18 protein-coding genes are annotated in these 17,819 nt (G+C 70.9%); 11 read left to right on the top strand and 7 right to left on the bottom strand.

Annotation, left to right across the window (positions count from 1 at the left end; translation table 11 throughout):
- Positions 1–597, top strand: a 597-nt coding sequence (locus tag FNH08_RS22695; protein ID WP_152773334.1) for a carbonic anhydrase, incomplete at its 5' end; no start/stop codon positions are given.
- Positions 598–682: 85 nt separating this feature from the next.
- Here the strand turns inward: FNH08_RS22695 and FNH08_RS22690 are convergent.
- Positions 683–1,159 carry a DUF6299 family protein gene (locus FNH08_RS22690; protein ID WP_152773333.1) on the bottom strand — a complete coding sequence of 159 codons (477 nt, stop codon included), beginning with the start codon at positions 1,157–1,159 and terminating at the stop codon, positions 683–685.
- A gap of 272 nt (positions 1,160–1,431) precedes the next feature.
- On the opposite strand from FNH08_RS22690, the gene FNH08_RS22685 reads away from it, so the two are divergent.
- Positions 1,432–1,632, top strand: a complete 201-nt coding sequence (locus FNH08_RS22685; protein WP_152773332.1) for a DUF5999 family protein — start codon at positions 1,432–1,434, stop codon at positions 1,630–1,632.
- A 113-nt stretch (positions 1,633–1,745) separates the two neighbouring features.
- Here FNH08_RS22685 and FNH08_RS22680 read toward each other — a convergent pair whose 3' ends face one another.
- Positions 1,746–2,144 (bottom strand): RidA family protein, encoded by a 399-nt coding sequence (locus FNH08_RS22680; RefSeq protein WP_152773331.1) that lies wholly within the window; start codon positions 2,142–2,144, stop codon positions 1,746–1,748.
- On the bottom strand, positions 2,141–3,313 hold the full coding sequence (locus FNH08_RS22675; RefSeq protein WP_152773330.1) for an acyl-CoA dehydrogenase family protein: 1,173 nt from the start codon (positions 3,311–3,313) through the stop codon (positions 2,141–2,143). The genes FNH08_RS22680 and FNH08_RS22675 overlap by 4 nt, the downstream gene beginning before the upstream one ends.
- A gap of 92 nt (positions 3,314–3,405) precedes the next feature.
- On the opposite strand from FNH08_RS22675, the gene FNH08_RS22670 reads away from it, so the two are divergent.
- The 8 genes from FNH08_RS22670 (at position 3,406) to FNH08_RS22635 (ending at position 11,339) form a co-directional block, all read left to right on the top strand.
- Positions 3,406–5,118: an AMP-binding protein gene (locus FNH08_RS22670; RefSeq protein WP_194238569.1), complete on the top strand. Its 1,713-nt coding sequence runs from the start codon at positions 3,406–3,408 to the stop codon at positions 5,116–5,118.
- Between the two features lie 44 nt (positions 5,119–5,162).
- On the top strand, positions 5,163–6,002 hold the full coding sequence (locus FNH08_RS22665; RefSeq protein WP_152773328.1) for a PaaX family transcriptional regulator: 840 nt from the start codon (positions 5,163–5,165) through the stop codon (positions 6,000–6,002).
- An 89-nt stretch (positions 6,003–6,091) separates the two neighbouring features.
- Positions 6,092–6,994, top strand: a complete 903-nt coding sequence (locus FNH08_RS22660; protein ID WP_152773327.1) for a sulfotransferase family protein — start codon at positions 6,092–6,094, stop codon at positions 6,992–6,994.
- Positions 6,995–7,047: 53 nt separating this feature from the next.
- Positions 7,048–7,401: a hypothetical protein gene (locus FNH08_RS22655; RefSeq protein WP_322725134.1), complete on the top strand. Its 354-nt coding sequence runs from the start codon at positions 7,048–7,050 to the stop codon at positions 7,399–7,401.
- Positions 7,398–8,630: a glycosyltransferase family 4 protein gene (locus FNH08_RS22650; RefSeq protein ID WP_152773325.1), complete on the top strand. Its 1,233-nt coding sequence runs from the start codon at positions 7,398–7,400 to the stop codon at positions 8,628–8,630. The genes FNH08_RS22655 and FNH08_RS22650 overlap by 4 nt, the downstream gene beginning before the upstream one ends.
- A complete protein-coding gene (gene cysC / locus FNH08_RS22645; RefSeq protein ID WP_152773324.1) occupies positions 8,627–9,178 on the top strand; it encodes an adenylyl-sulfate kinase in 552 nt (183 codons plus the stop codon). Before FNH08_RS22650 ends, cysC begins: the two co-directional genes overlap by 4 nt.
- Positions 9,175–10,095, top strand: a complete 921-nt coding sequence (cysD, locus tag FNH08_RS22640; protein WP_152773323.1) for a sulfate adenylyltransferase subunit CysD — start codon at positions 9,175–9,177, stop codon at positions 10,093–10,095. Before cysC ends, cysD begins: the two co-directional genes overlap by 4 nt.
- 2 nt (positions 10,096–10,097) lie before the next feature.
- Positions 10,098–11,339 carry a sulfate adenylyltransferase subunit 1 gene (locus tag FNH08_RS22635; RefSeq protein WP_152773322.1) on the top strand — a complete coding sequence of 414 codons (1,242 nt, stop codon included), beginning with the start codon at positions 10,098–10,100 and terminating at the stop codon, positions 11,337–11,339.
- Positions 11,340–11,386: 47 nt separating this feature from the next.
- Here the strand turns inward: FNH08_RS22635 and FNH08_RS22630 are convergent, their stop codons facing one another.
- Together FNH08_RS22630 and FNH08_RS22625 are read right to left on the bottom strand one after the other, a co-directional pair.
- Positions 11,387–13,654 (bottom strand): bifunctional salicylyl-CoA 5-hydroxylase/oxidoreductase, encoded by a 2,268-nt coding sequence (locus FNH08_RS22630; RefSeq protein ID WP_322725133.1) that lies wholly within the window; start codon positions 13,652–13,654, stop codon positions 11,387–11,389.
- Positions 13,655–13,658: 4 nt separating this feature from the next.
- The gene (locus tag FNH08_RS22625) at positions 13,659–14,486 is read right to left on the bottom strand and encodes an enoyl-CoA hydratase family protein (RefSeq protein WP_152773321.1); all 828 of its coding nucleotides are present in this window, start codon (positions 14,484–14,486) and stop codon (positions 13,659–13,661) included.
- A 335-nt stretch (positions 14,487–14,821) separates the two neighbouring features.
- On the opposite strand from FNH08_RS22625, the gene FNH08_RS22620 reads away from it, so the two are divergent.
- Positions 14,822–15,283 (top strand): ATP-binding protein, encoded by a 462-nt coding sequence (locus FNH08_RS22620; protein WP_152773320.1) that lies wholly within the window; start codon positions 14,822–14,824, stop codon positions 15,281–15,283.
- Positions 15,284–15,302: 19 nt separating this feature from the next.
- On the opposite strand, the gene argF is transcribed toward FNH08_RS22620, so the two are convergent.
- On the bottom strand, positions 15,303–16,313 hold the full coding sequence (argF, locus tag FNH08_RS22615; protein WP_152773319.1) for an ornithine carbamoyltransferase: 1,011 nt from the start codon (positions 16,311–16,313) through the stop codon (positions 15,303–15,305).
- Between the two features lie 174 nt (positions 16,314–16,487).
- Positions 16,488–17,717, bottom strand: a complete 1,230-nt coding sequence (locus FNH08_RS22610; protein WP_152773318.1) for an arginine deiminase — start codon at positions 17,715–17,717, stop codon at positions 16,488–16,490.
- Between the last annotated feature and the right edge of the window lie 102 nt (positions 17,718–17,819).

The following is a 17,819-nucleotide window of genomic DNA, read 5'->3' as shown; positions in this document are numbered from 1 at the left end:
GCCCGCCCCCGCCCGGCCACCGCACAGGAGGCCCTGCGGGAACTGGCGGCGGGCAACCTCCGCTGGCGCACCTACCGCGAGCGGCACCCCGACGAGACGCCCGCCGTGCGCCAGGCCCTGGTGTCGAGTCAGCATCCCTTCGCCCTCGTGCTCGGCTGCATCGACTCCCGCGTGCCGCCGGAGCTGGTGTTCGACCAGGGCCTCGGTGATCTGATGACCGTACGCTCGGCGGGCGAGGTGCTCGACGAGGCCGTGCTCGGCAGCGTCGCGTACGGGGCGCTCGAACTGGGCATCCCCCTGATCCTGGTGCTCGGGCACCAGTCGTGCGGCGCCGTGAAGGCCGCGGTCCAGGCGGACCAGACGGGCGAGGGACTGCCCGCCCACATCCAGTACCTGGCCGACCAGATCAAGCCGGCCATCGACCACGGCATGGAGGGCGACGCGCGGATAGCCGCGACCATCGACGCCAACGTCGAGCTCGTACGCTCCCGGCTCGCGGCCGAGCCCGATCTCGCCGCGAAGGTGGACGCGGGCGAGCTGCTCATAGTCGGCGCCCGCTACGACCTGACCACCCAGCGGGTCAACCGGGTCGGCTGACTCCCGACGGCTGAATCCCGACGGCGGCCCCGGCCTCCGGTCCCGGTCCCGGCCGAGCGCCGGAGGCCGGGGCCGCCGTGTCGTGTCAGCGGGCGACCAGCGTGATCTCCTGCTCCTCCTTCGCGTGGAAGTACGGCAGGAGGAGCAGGCCGGCGTGCGGGCGCAGCTCCATCACGGTGGCCTGCACGAGGGCGGGGCCGGGTCGGTACCCGTCGGCCGGACCCCCGCCGTGGCAGATCGCGCGGCCGATACAGCGGTGCGTCCGGATGCCGACCCTGCCCGTGTTCTTCCACGAGTGCAGGGCACCGTCGCAGATGGCGCGCGTGCCGCCGACGGACTGCTGGTCGCCGTCCTGCTGGATCGAGGACGACACGAAGACGGGGCCGCGGGCGGCCACGCAGCGGTACGTACCGGACAGGGTGATCTTGCCGTCGTCGGCCACGCGGCCGGTGGCGGCGATCGTCACGGTCTCGTGCGGCTCGGGTGCGGCCTGCGCGGAGGGAGCGCTGAGGACCAGCAGCGCGGAGCCCATGGCCGCGCCGACGACCTGGGAGAACGACATCGGTATACCTCCTTGAACGGGTACGTTCAGAGGTATCCGCCCGGCACGCGCCCGCCCGTCTTCGTCACCCCTTGGTCGGCGAGCCGACTCGTCCGTCTCCAGCACAGCGGCCCTTCCGGGGCACCTGCCGTCTCCGGGATGTCAGTGTCGTGTCACAGGACGTCCGGGTGGTGTCACGCTTCCTCGACATGCCTTGGCGACGGGTGCCCGGCGCGCGCATGGTCGGTGGTACTGCACCATCCGATGTGCAGCATCCGATGTGGAGGCGCGCCATGTGTTCCCACCAGTCCCAGTGCCCCTCGGCCGACGGCCAGGACCGCGACGCGCACATCGTCGCCTTCCACCCCGAGCAGGGCTGGAACCTGCTGTGCAACGGGGTCATCGTCTTCGACGACACGGGTGAGATCCTGCCCGACGGCAGCGTGGTCGCTCCGCTCAGGGTGCCGGTTAACGAGCTTACTGTCGCTGCGTAACGCTCCGTGGGCGGGCGGTTGTATGCCTGCGGGTCGGTGGGGGCTTGTCGCGCAGTTCCCCGCGCCCCTGACGGGGCACGGTACGGCACCCGAATTCGGCAACGCCCCCTCAACTACTGCAGTACCGCGAAGCCGTCGAGTTCGACCAGAGCCTGGTCGTCCCACAGGCGTACGACCCCGATGACCGCCATCGCCGGATAGTCGGGGCCGGCCAACCTCCGCCAGATGAGGCCGAGTTCGGCGGCGTGAGTGCGGTAGTCGGACACGTCGGTGGCGTAGACCGTGACGCGGGCGAGGTCGGCCGGGGTGCCGCCGGTGGCCTCCAGGGCCGTCAGCAGATTGGTGAGCGCCCGCTCGAACTGCTCCGGGAGGGTGTCGCCGACGACCTTGCCGTCGGTGTCGAGCGCGGTCTGGCCCGCCAGGAAGACCACCCGGGACCCCGTGGCGACCACCGCGTGGGAGAAGCCCGTGGGCGGGGACAGCTCGGGCGGGTTGACGCGCTCGGCGCTCATGAGGCGGACACCTCCCTTGCCGATTCCCCTGCCTCCTCTGTCTCCCACTGCTTCGCCAACTCCTTCGCGATGATGTCGCGTTGGACCTCGCTCGCCCCCTCGTAGACCCGGGGTGCCCTCACCTCCCGATAGAGGTGTTCCAGGAGGTGGCCGCGGCGCAGAGCGCGGGCGCCGTGGAGCTGGACCGCCGCGTCCACGACGTACTGGGCGGTCTCGGTGGCGAGCAGCTTGGCCATGGCGGCGCGCCTCGGGACGTCGGGGGCCCCTTCGTCGTACGCCGTCGCCGCCGCGTACACCATGAGACGTGCCGCCTCCGTCCGTACGGCCATCTCGGCGACCTGGTGCGACACCGTCTGAAGGTCCCTCAACTTGCCACCGAAGGCTTCCCGTTCGGCCGTGTGCGCGAGCGTGGCGTCCAGGGCGGCCTGGGCCATGCCGACCGCGAAGGCGCCCACGCTCGGCCGGAAGAGGTTCAGGGTGCCCATGGCGACCCGGAACCCTCGGTCGGGCTCGCCGAGGACGTCGTCCGCCGTGACGGGTACCGCGTCGAAGGCGAGGGCGCCGATGGGGTGCGGGGAGAGCATGTCGAGGGCGGTGCCGGTGAGGCCGGGGCGGTCGGCGGGGACGAGGAAGGCGGTGACGCCACGGGCACCCGTGGCGGGGGTGGTGCGGGCGAAAACCGTGTAGAAGTCGGCCTCGGGGGCGTTGGAGATCCAGCACTTCTCCCCCGTGAGCCGCCAGCCGTCCGGACTGCCCGGTCCGTCCGGCTCCGCCCGCAGGGCCAGCGCCGCCGCGTCCGAGCCCGCTCCCGGCTCGCTCAGCGCGAAGGCCGCCACCACCGTGCCCGCCCTCACCCCGGGCAGCCAGCGGGCGCGCTGCGCGTCGGTGCCGTACGTGTGCACCGGATGGGCGCCCAGGCCTTGCAGGGCGAGCGCGGTCTCGGCCTCCGTGCAGGCGTACGCGAGGGACTCCCGCATCAGACACAGGTCGAGCGCGCCGGAGGTGAACAGCCGCTCCAGCAGGCCCAGTTGGGCGAGCTCCGCGACGAGTGGGCGGTTGACGCGGCCCGGCTCGCCCTTCTCCGCGAGGGGCAGCAGCCGCTCCGCCGCCAGCGCGCGCAGTTCGGCACACCAGGCGAGTTGTGCGGGTTCGAGCGAGAATGCGGTCATCGCCGGTCCTCTCACCTGGAAGGTCACCTGAAGAGCCATCTGAAGAGTCACCTGAAGGGCGGGTCCCCATCGACGGTATCGCGGACCGTTGACTGTCGTCACCAACACGATACGCTCCTGATGCGAGCCCACCACTACAAAGGGGGCGAACCGCCATGGAGACCAAGGACCCCGGCGAGGGCGTACGGCCGACGGTCTCGGCCCACGCGGACAGTTTCGCCCGCGACCACCTCCCACCCCCCGGTCAGTGGCCCGAGCTCACCTTCGACCTGCCCGAGCTGCGCTACCCGGCCCGCCTCAACTGCGCCGCCGAACTGCTCGGCACGGCCGATCCCGGGCGCCCCGTGTTCCACACCCCCTCGGGGACCACCTGGACGTACGGCGAGCTCCGCGCCCGGGTCGACCGCGTCGCGCATGTCCTGACCGGCACCCTCGGCGTCGTCCCCGGCAACCGGGTGCTCCTGCGCGGTCCCACCACCCCGTGGCTCGCGGCCTGCTGGCTGGCGGTGCTCAAGGCGGGCGCGGTCGCCGTCACCGTACTGGCGCAAGCGCGTCCGCACGAGCTGGCGACGATGTGCGCGATCGCCCGGGTGGACCAGGCGCTGTGCGACGTCCGGTCGGTGGACGACCTCGCCAAGGCCGAGGTGCCCGGGCTGCGGATCACGACGTACGGCGGTGACACGCCGGACGACCTGCTGCGGCTGCCCGCGCCCGGCGAACCGTTCGAGGCCGTCGGCACCGCCGCCGACGACATAGCCCTGATCGCGTTCACGTCCGGCACGACCGGCCGTCCCAAGGGGTGCCTGCACTTCCACCGCGATGTGTTGGCCATAGCGGACACCTTCTCGAAGCATGTGTTGAAGCCACACCAAGAGGACGTCTTCGCGGGCAGTCCGCCCCTCGGGTTCACCTTCGGGCTCGGCGGGCTCGTCGTCTTCCCGATGCGGGTGGGCGCCAGTGCCCTGTTGCTGGAACAGGCGGGGCCACCGCAGTTACTGCCCGCGATCGCCGAGCACCGGGTGTCGGTGCTGTTCACCGCGCCGACGGCGTACCGGGCGATGCTGGGCGAGCTCGACGGGCACGACGTCTCGTCCTTGAGGCGCTGTGTCTCGGCGGGCGAGAACCTGCCGGCGGCCACCTGGCAGGCGTGGCACGAGCGCACCGGGCTGCGGATCATCAACGGCATCGGCGCCACCGAGCTGCTGCACATCTTCATCTCGGCGGCCGACGAGCACATCAGGCCCGGCACGACGGGCGTTCCCGTACCGGGGTGGCACGCGCGCGTGCAGGACGAGAACGGCTCTCCCGTGCCGGACGGCGAGCCCGGGCTGCTGGCGGTGCGCGGGCCGGTGGGCTGCCGGTACCTCGCCGATCCGCGGCAGCGGGAGTACGTGCGGGGCGGCTGGAACGTCACCGGGGACACCTACGTCCGCGAGCCCGACGGCTACTTCCGCTATGTGGCCCGCGCGGACGACATGATCATCTCGGCCGGCTACAACATCGCGGGCCCGGAGGTCGAGGACGCCCTGCTGCGCCACCCGGACGTGGTCGAGGCGGCGGTGGTGGGGCGGCCGGACGCGGCGCGAGGTCAGGTCGTCGTGGCGTACGCGGTCCTGGGGGCGGGCGCGCCGCGGGACGCGGAGGCGCTGCGCGCGTTCCTGAAGACCGAACTGGCGCCCTACAAGTGCCCGCGGGAGATCATTTTCCTGGACGTACTGCCACGCACCGCGACCGGGAAACTCCAGCGGTTCCGGCTGCGCACCGGCGGCGACCAGCGGGACGGCCGACGGGACGGCCGGCAGTGACGACCAGCAGTGACGACCAGCACCAGTGACGTTGAAGATCTAAAATGATCAACGTGTCCGAGCAGCACGCCCCCCGCTCCCTCATCGTGACCTTCTACGGCGCGTACGGCCGCTCCGTGCCCGGTCCGGTGCCCGTCTCCGAGTTGATCCGTCTCCTCGCCGCGGTCGGTGTCGACGCGCCCTCCGTCCGGTCGTCCGTGTCCCGGCTGAAGCGGCGCGGGCTGCTCGTGCCGGCCCGCACCGCGACCGGGGCGGCCGGGTACACGCTGTCGCCGGAGGCGCGGCAGCTGCTCGACGACGGCGACCGGCGCGTGTACGCCACCGAGCCGCCCCCTCAGGACGAGGGCTGGGTGCTGGCCGTGTTCTCCGTGCCGGAGCCGGAGCGGCAGAAACGGCATGTGCTGCGCTCCCGGCTGGCGGGGCTCGGCTTCGGCACGGCGGCCCCCGGGGTGTGGATCGCGCCGGCCCGCCTGTACGAGGAGACCCGGCACAGCCTTCAGCGGCTGCGGCTCGACCCGTACGTGGACCTGTTCCGCGGTGATCACCTGGGCTTCGCGGCGACGGCCGAGTCGGTGGCCCGCTGGTGGGACCTCGCCGCGATCGCCAAGGAGCACGAGGCGTTCCTCGACCGCCACGCGCGGGTGCTGCACGACTGGGAGGGCCGGGAGGACACGCCCGCCGAGGAGGCGTACCGCGACTACCTGCTGGCGCTCGACACATGGCGCCACCTGCCGTACGTGGACCCCGGGCTGCCGTCCGCCCTGCTCCCCGCCGACTGGCCGGGGACGCGCTCGTCGGCTGTCTTCCGGGCCCTGCACGAGCGGCTGAGGAACGCGGGAGCAAACTTCGCGGGAGTGGATCAAACACCCGGAGTGATCCGGTAAACGCGCTTCCGGTTACGATTTGATGGACTCAGGGAACCCTTAGAGTTCTCCTCTCGTGTTCTCAGAATTCTTACTTAGCATCGTGACGCATGAGTCTGATGCGCAATCTGAACCGGGCGCTCACCGCCACCACCGGCCTCCAGGTCCGCAAGGCCGCCCCGGCCGCCACGCCCGACCGGCCGAAGAAGACCGCGGTCCCCCAGCCTGCCGCGAAGAGGCCCACGGCGGTGTACCGATGTCCGGGTCCCGAGGACCTCGCGACGGACCGGCTGCTGCGGCAGCCGGTCTTCATCATGTCTCCGGTGCGTTCCGGTTCCACGCTGCTGCGGATGCTGCTGAACGCGCACTCACGGCTGCACTCCCCGCACGAGCTGCACATACGGCGCCTCGAGGTCGACTACGGCAGCAAGCTGTCGCAGAAGGCCATGAGCGCCCTCGACCTGGAGCGCGGCGACCTGGAGCACCTGCTGTGGGACCGGGTCATGCACCGCGAGCTGGTGAGGTCGGGCAAGGACTTCATCGTCGAGAAGACGCCCAGCAACGCGTTCGTCTACCAGCGCATCAAGGACTGCTGGCCCGACGCCCGCTTCGTCTTCCTGCTGCGCCACCCCGTCTCCATCGCCCAGTCCTGGCACGAGGGCGACCCCGACAAGCGCACGTACGAAGAGGCCGCGGCCGACGCCCTGCGCTACATGAAGGCCGTCGAGAGGGCCCGCGAGGGCATCACCGGCGGGCACACCGTGCGCTACGAGGACATCACCGCCGACCCTGAGAAGGAGATGCGGCGGCTGTGCCTGTTCCTCGACGTCGACTTCGAGCCGTCGATGCTGGACTACGGCAGGAAGGACGACGCCCAGGTGGTCAAGGGCCTCGGTGACTGGCGGGACAAGATCAGGAGCGGCACGGTCCAGGCCGGCCGCGCACTGCCCGGCGAGGACGAGATCCCGGAGATCCTCCGGCCCATGTGCACGGCATGGGGTTACAGCGAGTGAAGCCGCACGCCGAAATCGCAGAGGTCTGGCCGCGCGACGGACGCATCAGGCTCGTGGGACGCATCCACGGACACTCCGGCGAAGGCGCGTGGACGCTCGTCCTCACCCGCCGCGCCCACTCCGACCAGCGTCTGCGCTACGACGCCCACGTCAAGGGCGACCGCTTCGAGGGCGAACTGCCCATCGCCGACCTCACCACGGCCGACCACGCGGCCGTCGAGGAGTGGGACATCCACCTCAGCGACGGCGAGACGGAACTGCGCGCCGGGCGTCGGCTCGACGACATCCGCGGTAAGAAAAAGATCTTCGTGTACCCGGAGCAGCACACCGGGAACATCGGTGTGCGCCCCTACTACACGGTCAAGGACAACCTGTCCCTGGAGTGCCGTACGGGAGGCGCGGCATGAGTGGCCGCCGCCCCCACCCCAGGGTCCGCTATCTCCTGCTCCACGCCTACGGCCGCGGCGGCACGATCCGTACGGTGATGAACCAGGCCAACTCCCTCGTGGCCGCCGGCTGGGACGTCGAGATCGTGAGCGCGGTGCGCCGCCGGGACGACATCCAGTTCCCGCTCGACCCGCGCGTCACCGTGTCCACGATCGTCGACCTGCGCGAGGCCGCGTACACCCCTCCGTCGGGCCTCGCGGACCGCTGGCGCGACCGCCGCCGCGGCAGGCTCCTCGACGCGCCCCCGCGGTACATCCCGGCGGGCGAGTTCGGCTACCGCTACTTCAACCGGTACGTCGAGGACCGACTCATCGCCTACATGCGCGCGTTGACCGACGGCGTCCTCGTCACCACCCGCCCCGCACTCAACTTCCTGGCAGCCCTGCACGCCACGAACGGCGTGGTCCGCGTCGCGCAGGAGCACATGAACCACGGCACCCACAAGCGGGACGTGCAGCAGCGCATCCGGGAGACCTACCCCCGCTTCGACGCGGTCGCCGTGCTCACCGAACGGGACCGCGACGAGTACGAGGAACTGCTGCCCGGCACCCGGGTGGTGCGCATCCCCAACGCCGTGCACTCGCTGGACCAGGTACCCGCACGACCGCAGTCGAAGATCGCGGTGGCGGCCGGGAGGCTCTTCCCGCAGAAGGGCTTCGACATGCTGATCCCGGCCTGGGCGAAGCTTGTGGAAACTTTTCCCGACTGGCAGTTGAGGATCTACGGAAGCGGCGAGAAGAAAGCGGAACTTCGCATTCTGATCGAGGAACACCACCTCTACAATCACGTGTTCCTGATGGGTCACACCGACCGCCTGGACGACGAACTGGCCAAGGCCTCGTTCTACGTGCTGAGTTCACGCTTCGAGGGACTGCCGATGGTGATGATCGAAGCCATGAGCCACGCGCTTCCCGTGGTGAGCTTCGACTGTCCGACCGGTCCCGCCGACGTCCTCACACACGGGATCGACGGTCTGCTGGTACCGCCGGAGGACCCGGACGCGCTCGCCGACGCGATGGCCAGGCTGATGGCCGACGAGAAGCTGCGCGCGGACATGGGGGTCGCCGCGGTGCTCACGGCCGCCTCGTACGGCCCGGACGCCGTGCACCCGCGCTGGGAAGCGCTCTTCACCGACCTCCACGGACAACGGCACGCGACCGCCGGTGCCGCGAAAGGACAGCACGCATGACCACCACCCCCAGGGCTCAGGGAGCCACCGTCTGGCTCACCGGGCTGCCGAGCGCGGGCAAGACCACCATCGCCCGCGTCCTCGCCGGGCGCCTGCGGTCGGAGGGACACCGCGTGGAGGTCCTCGACGGTGACGAGATACGCCGCTTCCTCTCCGCCGGCCTCGGCTTCTCCCGCGAGGACCGCCACACCAACGTGCAGCGCATCGGCCTGGTCGCCGAGGTACTCGCGCGCAACGGCGTCCTCGCCGTCGTCCCCGTCATCGCCCCGTACGCCGACAGCCGCGAGGCCGTGCGCAAGCGCCACGACGCGAGCGGGACGCCGTACTTCGAGGTGCACGTGGCGACCCCGGTGGAGGTCTGCTCCGAACGTGACGTGAAGGGCCTGTACGCGCGCCAGGCCGCGGGCCGGCTCAAGGGCCTGACCGGCGTCGACGACCCGTACGAGGCGCCGGTCGACCCGGCGCTGGTCCTTCAGACGCAGAACCAGACGCCGCAGGAGTCGGCGGACGCGGTGCACGCGGTGCTGGCGGCGAGGGGACTGGCATGACGGCCGAGCTCACGGAACGGACCTACGCTCTCTCGCACCTGGACGCGCTGGAGTCCGAGGCGGTGCACATCTTCCGCGAGGTGGCGGGCGAGTTCGAACGGCCGGTGATCCTGTTCTCCGGCGGCAAGGACTCCATCGTCATGCTCCACCTCGCACTGAAGGCCTTCGCCCCCGCCGCAATCCCCTTCTCGCTCCTCCACGTCGACACCGGGCACAACTTCCCCGAGGTCATCGACTACCGGGACCGCACGGTCGACAAGCACGGCCTGCGGCTGCACGTCGCGTCCGTGCAGGACTACATCGACCGGGGAGTGCTGCGTGAACGCCCGGACGGGACGCGCAACCCCCTGCAGACCGTGCCGCTGACCGAGAAGATCCAGGACGAGAAGTTCGACGCGGTCTTCGGCGGTGGGCGACGGGACGAGGAGAAGGCGCGGGCGAAGGAGCGGGTGTTCTCGCTGCGCGACGAGTTCTCCCAGTGGGACCCGCGCCGCCAGCGCCCCGAACTGTGGCAGCTCTACAACGGCCGCCACGCACCCGGCGAGCACGTCCGCGTGTTCCCGCTCAGCAACTGGACCGAGCTGGACGTGTGGCAGTACATCGCCCGCGAGGACATCGAACTGCCGCAGATCTACTTCGCCCACCAGCGCGAGGTGTTCCGGCGGGCCGGCATGTGGCTCACCGCCGGTGACTGGGGCGGCCCCAAGGACGGCGAGAACGTCGAGAAGCGCCTCATCCGCTACCGGACCGTGGGTGACATGTCCTGCACGGGCGCGGTCGACTCCGACGCGACCACGCTGGACGCCGTGATCGCCGAGATCGCCGCCTCCCGGCTCACCGAGCGCGGCGCGACCCGCGCCGACGACAAGCTGTCCGAGGCCGCGATGGAAGACCGCAAGCGCGAGGGGTACTTCTAAGCATGACCACCATCAATACGCCCGCCATCGACACGACCGCCATCGACACGCTGCGGTTCGCGACGGCCGGGTCGGTCGACGACGGCAAGTCCACGCTCGTCGGACGGCTGCTGCACGACTCCAAGTCGGTCCTCGCCGACCAGTTGGAGGCCGTCGAACACGCCTCCCGCAACCGTGGCCAGGACGCCCCCGACCTGGCCCTCCTCACCGACGGTCTGCGGGCCGAGCGGGAGCAGGGCATCACGATCGACGTGGCCTACCGCTACTTCGCCACACCCCGTCGCCGCTTCATCCTCGCCGACACACCCGGCCATGTGCAGTACACCCGCAACATGGTCACCGGCGCCTCCACGGCCGAACTGGCGATCGTCCTGGTCGACGCGCGCAACGGCGTGGTCGAGCAGACGCGTCGGCACGCCGCCGTGGCCGCGCTGCTCCGGGTCCCGCACGTGGTCCTGGCCGTGAACAAGATGGACCTCGTCGGGTACGAGGAGCAGCGGTTCGACCGGATCGTCCAGGACTTCGCGGGCCACGCCGAGGAGTTGGGCCTGCCGGGCTTCACCCCGATCCCGGTGTCGGCGCTCGTCGGTGACAACGTGGTCGAGCGTTCGGCGCACATGGACTGGTACGCCGGCCCGGCCCTGCTGGAGTTCCTGGAGACCGTCCCCGTGGGCGCCGAGAACGTCGATGCCCCGGCGCGCTTCCCCGTCCAGTACGTGATCCGGCACGACGAAGTCCGGTACTACGCGGGCCAGTTGGTCTCCGGCGCGCTGCGCGTGGGCGATCGGGTGACGGTCCAGCCGTCCGGCGAGACGTCGGAGATCACCGGTATCGACGCGCTCGGCACCCCTGTGGAGGTGGCGTACGCGCCGCAGTCGATCACCGTGCGCCTGGCGGACCAGCGGGACGTCTCGCGCGGCGACATGATCACCGCAGGCGCGTCCGCCGACGCGCCGACGCTGACGCGGGACGTGCGGGCCGCCGCCTGCCACCTGGCCGAACGGCCGTTGCGGGTCGGCGACCGCGTGCTGGTCCGGCACACCACGCGGACAGCGAAGGCGATCGTGAGGGACCTGGGCGGCGCGACGGAGCTGTGCGCCAACGACCTGGGCCGGATCACCCTGCGCACCGCCGAGCCGCTGGCGCTCGACGACTACGCGGACGTACGCCGCACGGGAGCGTTCATCCTCGTCGATCCGGCGGACGGGGCTACGCTGACGGCCGGGATGGCCGACCTGTCGTAAGTCCTCGTAAGTCCTCGCAAGTCCTCGCAAGTCTGGTTGCGGCGCCCTCAACTCCCCAGCGTCAGCCGGGGTTTGGGGGCGTCCGTGCGTCCGGTGCGCGGTGGTCTGCTGCCGGCGCGGTACGGGGCCGGCCAGCTCACCCCGGGGCCCTGGTAGCCCTGCTCGGCGGCCGCGTGGAGCGTCCAGTGCGGGTCGTAGAGGTGCGGGCGGGCCAGGGCGCACAGGTCCGTACGCCCGGCGAGGATCAGGGAGTTGACGTCGTCCCAGGAGGAGATCGCGCCCACGGCGATCACGGGGACGCCCACCTCGTGGCGGATGCGGTCGGCGAACGGCGTCTGGTACGAGCGGCCGTACTCGGGCTGTTCGTCCGCGACCACCTGCCCGGTGGACACGTCGACGGCGTCGGCGCCGTGCGCGGCGAAGGCGCGGGCGATCTCCACGGCGTCCTCGGCGGTGGTGCCTCCGTCGGCCCAGTCGGTGGCGGAGATACGGACGGTCATGGGCCGCTCCTCCGGCCACACCGACCGCATCGCGTCGAAGACCTCCAGCGGGAAGCGGAGCCTGCGTTCCAGGGAGCCGCCGTAGCGGTCCGTGCGGCGGTTGGTCAGCGGGGAGAGGAAGCCCGAGAGCAGATAGCCGTGGGCGCAGTGGAGTTCGAGCAGGTCGAAGCCGCAGCGGGCGGCACGCCAGGCGGCCGAGGAGAACTGCTCGCGTATGTCGGTGAGCTGAGCGCGCGTCAGCTCGCGCGGGGTCTGGCTGTCCGGCCCGTACGGGAGCGACGACGCGGCCACGAGCGGCCAGTTGCCGTCCTCCAGGGGTTCGTCGATGCCCTCCCACATCAGCTTGGTGGAGCCCTTGCGGCCCGAGTGCCCGAGCTGGACGCCGATGGCGGTACCCGGTGCCTGGTCGTGCACGAACCGCACGACGCGGCGCCAGGCCTCGGCCTGCCGGGGCGTCCAGAGGCCCGCGCATCCCGGGGTGATCCGCCCCTCCGGGCTCACGCACACCATCTCGGTCATCACCAGGCCGGCCCCGCCGAGGGCGCGGGCGCCGAGGTGGACGAGGTGGAAGTCGCCCGGGACGCCGTCCACCGCCGAGTACATGTCCATGGGCGAGACGACGACGCGGTTGCGCAGGGTGAGGCCGCGCAGCCGGAACGGGGTGAACATGGGGGGCGTGCCGGGTGGGCAGCCGAACGCGCGCTCCACGTCCCCGGTGAAGCGGGAGTCACGCAGCCGGAGGTTGTCGTGGGTGACGCGGCGGCTGCGGGTGAGCAGGTTGAAGGCGAACTGGCGTGAGGGCTGGCCGAGGTAGAGCCCGAGGTTCTCGAACCACTCCAGGCTGGCCCGCGCCGCGCGCTGGGTCGAGGCGACGACGGGGCGCCGCTCGGCCTCGTACGCGGCCAGAGCGGTTGGCAGGTCGGGCTGCTCCTCCAGACAGGCGGCGAGCGCGAGGGCGTCCTCGACGGCGAGCTTCGTACCGGACCCGATGGAGAAGTGCGCGGTGTGCGCGGCGTCGCCCAGCAGGACCAGGTTCGCGTGCGACCAGTGCTCGTTGACGACCGTGCGGAAGGTGGTCCACGTGGAGTTGTTGGACCTGAGCGGCCGTCCGCCGAGCGCGTCCGCGAAGATCTTCGCGCACCGCTCGACCGACTCCTGCTCGTCCGTCTCCGCGAACCCGGCCGCGCGCCAGACCTCCTCGCGCATCTCGATGATGACGGTGGAGGCGTCGGCCGCGTAGGGGTAGCCGTGGAGCTGCATCACGCCGTGTTCGGTTTCGGCGATCTCGAAGCGGAAGGAGTCGAAGGCGAAGTCGGCGGCGAGCCAGATGTAACGGCAGCGGTGTTCGGTGATGGAGGGCCCGAAGGCTTCCGCGTACGCCTCGCGGGTGGTGCTGTGGACGCCGTCGGCGGCGATGACCAGGTCGTACGTCTCCACGAGCCAGGCCGGGTAGGGCGCCTCGGAGTGGAAGCGCAGTTCGACGCCGAGCGAGCGGCAGCGCTCGTGCAGGATCTCCAGGAGCCGCTTCCGGCCGAGGGCGGCGAAGCCGTGACCTCCGGAGGTGTGCCGTGTGCCCCGGTGGACGATGTCGATGTCGTCCCAGCGCACGAACTCGGCCCGCATCGCCTCGTAGACGGCCGGGTCGGCGTGCTCGATCCCGCCGAGCGTCTCGTCGGAGAGGACCACGCCGAAGCCGAAGGTGTCGTCGGGCGCGTTGCGCTCCCAGACAGTGATCTCGCGGGACGGGTCGAGGCGTTTCAGCAGGGCCGCCGCGTAGAGCCCTCCGGGGCCGCCGCCCAGGATCGCGACCCTCACCTCGTCACCTCCCCCGCCACTTCGGCGGCCGCTTCTCGGTGAAAGCCGCGTGGAACTCGGCGTAGTCCTCGCCGTTCATCAGCAGGGCCTGGGTGGAGGCGTCCAGTTCGATCGCGGCGGCCAGCGGCATGTCGAGCTCGGCGGTGAGGAGCGCCTTCGTCTGGGCGTACGCGAGGGCCGGGCCCTCGGCCAGGCGGCGGGCGAGGGCGTGGGCGGCCTCGTCGGCGCGGCCCTCGTCCGCGAGCTCGCTGATCAGTCCGATCCGCTCGGCCTCGGGCGCCCGTACCGGCTCACCGAGCATCAGCAGCCGGGTGGCGTGCCCGAGCCCGACCACGCGGGGCAGGAGGTACGCGGCGCCCATGTCACCGCCGGACAGCCCCACGCGTGTGAAGAGGAAGGCGAACCGGGAGGTGGGGTCGGCCACCCGGAAGTCGGCGGCCAGCGCCAGCACGGCTCCCGCGCCCGCGGCCACCCCGTGCACGGCGGCGATCACCGGGAACGGGCACTCCCGTACGGCCCGCACGACCTGCCCGGTCATCCGGTTGAAGTCGAGGAGCTGGGCCGTGTCCATGGACAGGGTCGCGCCGATGATCTCGTCGACGTCGCCGCCGGAGCAGAAGCCGCGTCCCTCCCCGGCCAGGACCAGGGCGCGCACCGACTTCTCGCGGGACAGCTCGGCGAGCAGGTCGCGCAGGTCGGCGTAGGCGCCGAAGGTGAGCGCGTTGAGCTTCTCGGGGCGGGCGAGGGTGATCGTGGCGACGCCGTCGGCGACCGTGCACCGCAGATGGTGCCAGTCGGAGGTGCGGGCGACGGAGCCGGTGAAGGGACTCATGAGAGGGCGGCCTCCTCCGACGGGGAACGGGCCTACTCCTCGAAGTTATCACCGAAGTGTGACTGTCGTCACGATGGCGCGATAGGCGCGATAGGCGTGGCGAACCACTTCGCGACGGCCCTCCGTCACTCGGTCACTCGGTCACTCGGTCACTCGGTCACTCGGTCACGGAACATCCACAGGCCGGTAACGGCGGGCGCATCCGGGCGAGCCGGGGCGTTGACGTGGGTAAGCCGCCCGGCAACGGGGCCGACGGTCCCGTACGGCGCCCGCCGAGGGACGCTGCCGAGGCGCGCCGTACCATGCATCCAGCTGAAAGCAGGACCGCCTGCTCCATGAACGGAACCACCTTGCACGAACCCCCGGTCCCCGCCTCCTGGCGCATCGCGCTGCCGCACACCGTCGCGGCCGTGCCCGTCGCCCGCGCGCTCGTCCGCACGGCACTGGCCGAGCTGGAGAACGCGGCGGACAGCGACACCGCGGAGCTGCTGACCGCGGAGCTGGTCGCGAACGCAGTGGAGCACGCCGCGGGCAACGGACCGATAGAGCTGGTCGTGGAGCTGCTGCCGACCGGCTGCCAGGTCGAGGTGCACGATCCGGACCCGGCACCGCCGGGCGATCTCACCCACCCGCACGACACCGAGCCCGACCCCTGGCAGGAGCACGGGCGCGGGCTGCTCCTCATCCGCGCCCTCAGCTCGTCCTGCGGCCACCGTCCCACCGAGTCGGGCAAGGCGGTGTGGTTCCGGCTGCCGGCGGTGCCCCAGCAGCGACGGCCCGCTCAGGGGGCTCTCTGAGGCCCGGTGCCCGGTGGGCCTACCGGGCGAGTGTCGCGACCAGGACCGCCTTGATCGTGTGCAGACGGTTCTCCGCCTCGTCGAAGACCACCGAGTACGACGACTCGAAGACCTCGTCCGTGACCTCCAGCGACTCCAGGCCGTGCGTCTCGTAGATCTCGCGACCGACCTTCGTGCCGAGGTCGTGGAAGGCGGGGAGGCAGTGGAGGAACTTGACGTCGGGGTTGCCGGTCGCGGCGAGCACGTCCATGGTCACGGCGTACGGGGCGAGCGCGGTGATCCGCTCGTTCCACACCTCCTTGGGCTCCCCCATGGACACCCACACGTCGGTGGCCACGAAGTCCGCGCCCAGGACGCCCTCGTTGACGTCCTCGGTGAGCGTGATGCGGGCGCCACTCACCTCGGCGAGCTTGCGGGCGTCGGTGACGACGTCCTCGGCGGGCCAATATGCCTCAGGGGCGACGATCCGGACGTCCATGCCGAGGAGCGCCCCGGTGACCAGGTAGGAGTTGCCCATGTTGAAGCGGGCGTCACCCAGGTAGGCGAACGCCATCTCCTTCAGGGGCCTGTCGCAGTGCTCGACCATCGTCAGCACATCGGCGAGCATCTGGGTGGGGTGCCATTCGTCGGTGAGGCCGTTGTAGACGGGCACGCCCGCGTACGCGGCCAGCTCCTCCACGGATGCCTGGCTCTCGCCACGGAACTCGATGGCGTCGAACATCCGGCCGAGCACCCGGGCGGTGTCCCGCACGGACTCCTTGTGGCCGATCTGCGAGCCGGAGGGGTCGAGGTACGTCGTCGACGCACCCTGGTCCGCTGCCGCGACCTCGAACGCACACCGCGTACGCGTCGAGGTCTTCTCGAAGATCAGCGCGATGTTCCGCCCCCGCAGGTACGGCACCTCGGTCCCGGCCCTCTTGGCCGCCTTGAGCTCGGCGGCCAGTTCGAGCAGCCCGCGGAACTCCTCCTCGGTGAAGTCCAGCTCCTTGAGGAAGTGTCGGCCGGCGAGGGCGGTCGGGACGGTCGCCATGGGGGCTCCTGGGGACGGGGACAGGCTGTCGGGGCAGGGTGCGGTTGGAAGTCTATACGATGGTCCACATTTCTATACAGGGCCAGGGGGTGCGCGGCCTTTTAGGAGCGCGGGGAACTGCGCGACCAGCCACACCCGACCCGCAGCCGACGAACCACCCGGCCAACCACCCCATTAGTCACCCACAGCCCCTCTCTCCACAGGACAGCTCATACACCGAGGCCCACCTCTCCCCCGCCCCAGCTCACTCCCAGGGATCTCGATCACCTCGATCCCACGCTTCCGCAAGTGCGTGTTCGTCGTCGCGTTCCTCTCGTACGCGACGACCACCCCCGGCTCCACCGCGAGGACATTGCACCCGTCGTCCCACTGCTCCCGCTCCGCCGCGTGCACGTCCTGCGTGGCGGTCAGCACCCGGATCTCACTCAGACCGAGGGCCGCGGCGATCGCCCGGTGCATGTGCTCCGGCGGGTGGTCCGTGACCTTGAGCTCCTTGTCGTCGACGCCCGGTTCGATGGTGTACGAGCGGAGCATGCCGAGGCCCGCGTACTGGGTGAAGACGTCGCCGTCGACCATGGTCATCACGGTGTCGAGGTGCATGAGGGCGCGTCTCTTGGGCATGTCGAGCGCCACGATCGTCTGCGCCGAACCCGCGGCGAACAGCTTGTGCGCGAGCATCTCGACGGCCTGAGGGGTGGTCCGCTCACTCATGCCGATGAGGACGGCGCCGTTGCCGATGACGAGGACGTCCCCGCCCTCGATGGTGGACGGGTAGTCGGCCTGTCCCTCCGACCAGACGTGGAACGTTTCGCCACGGAAGAGGGGATGGAACCGGTAGATCGCCTCGAAGTGCACGGTCTCGCGCTGGCGGGCGGGCCAGCGCATGGCGTTGATGGAGACCCCGTCGTAGATCCACGCGGAGGTGTCGCGCGTGAAGAGGTGGTTGGGGAGCGGACCGAGCAGGAAGTCGTCGAGATCCATGACGTGGAAGCGCACGGAGGTCGGCTCCGCGTGCGCGTCCAGGAACTCCCGCTTGGTCATCCCGCCGATCAGGGCCTCGGCCAGCTCGGGCGTGGGCAGGGAGTCGAAGGCGGCGCGGAGATGGTCCGTGGCGAGCGGCCCGTACTCCTTCTCGTCGAAGACCCGGTCCAGGATGAGCGCCCGCGCTTCCGGGATCCGCAGGACGTCGGTGAGCAGGTCGCCGAAGAGGTGGACGGTGACTCCGCGGTCGCGGAGCACGTCCGCGAACCCGTCGTGCTCCGCTCGTGCCCGGCGGACCCACAGCACGTCGTCGAAGAGCAGGGCGTCCTTGTTGCTGGGGGTGAGCCTTTTGAGCTCGAGGTCCGGCCGGTGCAGGATGACGCGGCGCAGGCGCCCGGCCTCGGAGTCGACGTGGAATCCCATGTCTCCATCCTGACCATTCGGACGGGGGTTCACCCGTGGGATGGCTGGATCGCTGTGCGGAGGAGGGGGCTGGTTTCCTCGCCCCCGCCGCCCCTACCCGTC

The organism is Streptomyces spongiae (assembly GCF_009377185.1).
Classification (GTDB): Bacteria; Actinomycetota; Actinomycetes; order Streptomycetales; family Streptomycetaceae; genus Streptomyces; species Streptomyces spongiae.
The sequence above is the reverse complement of the archived record's forward strand: the minus strand, read 5'-3'. Positions and strand labels throughout refer to the sequence as shown.